This window comes from Streptomyces diversicolor, assembly GCF_057537855.1.
Genome location: NZ_BAAJXA010000122.1, coordinates 1 through 1414, shown reverse-complemented (window position 1 = coordinate 1414; position 1414 = coordinate 1). Strand labels below are relative to the sequence as shown.

Annotated in this window: 1 protein-coding gene; it reads left to right on the top strand. The window is 65.2% G+C overall.

Going from position 1 to position 1414, the window contains the following annotated elements; translation table 11 throughout:
• On the top strand, positions 1-1373 hold a 1373-nt coding region (locus AC27LF_RS45415; RefSeq protein ID WP_479665214.1), incomplete at its 5' end, for a hypothetical protein.
• Positions 1374-1414: the final 41 nt, after the last annotated feature.

Here is a 1414-nt window from a genome sequence, read left to right as displayed (position 1 = left end):
TCCTTCTCATCCTCCGGCTACGCGATCAAACACCTCCTCAACTATCTCTGTCCGCCCGCCGCGCCGGGCGAAGATGGAGGCTCGGTGGCGCGTGTGTCGCCGATCTAGGCCGTCTCGCCTGCACACCGCACGACGTCGACCAGGCCCTCAAACGCTTTGCTCCCCGTGACGTCTGGACCCAGACGCAGGCCGCCCAGCGCGCCGGATACGCCGCACCTGCCCCGATCCCCGCCGCCACGCTGCATGGCGCGACGCGTCGCGTGCGCCTCGTCGTACTCGCCCTCGCTCTCACCGCTCTCGCCCTGATCCCGTCCGTAACCATCCTCGCCACCATCCCCGCGCACCGCTACGGGTGGCGGTTCATCCCCCTAATCCTGTGGACCCTGATTCTCTTCATCCCTGTGCTGGTCCCCGCTCTGCTGCTGCGGCATCGCTCTAGCCTGACCGTCGGCGCCGACGGCATCACACACAAGAGCAAGAGCGGTACTCGCCGCTGGGCCTGGGACCAGATCGACCACGTGGGAATCATTTCCTGGCGGCGTAACACTCCAGCGACCGGAACCCTATTCCTCAAGCTGCGCGGCCGGCCGACATCCCACCCATCCAACGGCGTTCATACACTGCTGGCACGCATCGAAGCCCGCCTCGGCGGCGTCCTTGTCTGCGACCTCATCTCCATGGGAATCTCCCGCGAGAAGATCGAGACCATTGTCCTTCGTTACGCTGAAGACGTCTGGGATCCCGGCGCTCGCCCGCAGTACGGAGTCGTCCAGGACGACACGCAAAGGGCCCACTACGAGGGGGACTTCATAGGACTGGGCACCCTCGCAGCGATCATCGGTGCCTTCGCAGCAGACGCCACCCTTTTCGGTATCGCTATGGATCCGGTCGTGGACCACAACCCCACCGCTCCTTGGCTCGGTGTCGCGATCCTCTACTCTCAGGTGCTCGCTATCTGCCTTCCCCTCCTCATTCTTCGGACCCGCCTCACCTTGGAGATCGACAACTGGGCTTTCACTCTCAGTTCACACTCGCGCCGGATGGCCATCCCTTGGGATCACATCCACACGATAGAGCCCGTTGCCTCAGTGCCCGGCAAGAAAAAGCCCGACGACCTGGTCATATGGCTTCGCCCCGAGGACGCCTTCCGCTACCGCGGCTTCCGGCTGTTAGGAGCGCACCTGACCGGTGCCCAGCTCCGCATCGTCAACCTTCACACGACAGGTGCTCTGCGCATCCCCGCCGAGCGTTTGAATGTCGCGTTGCAGACGTTCGCCCCGGAGCGCTTTCACGCCGCCCCCCGTGCCGCCCAGACCACGTTTCCCCCCACCGACCAGGGCAGGCCGAAGGAAGGCCCACGTCTGCTCCCGTGAACACAGACACGGGCGCCCGTCGCCCTCTCGGTCCAGTCGGC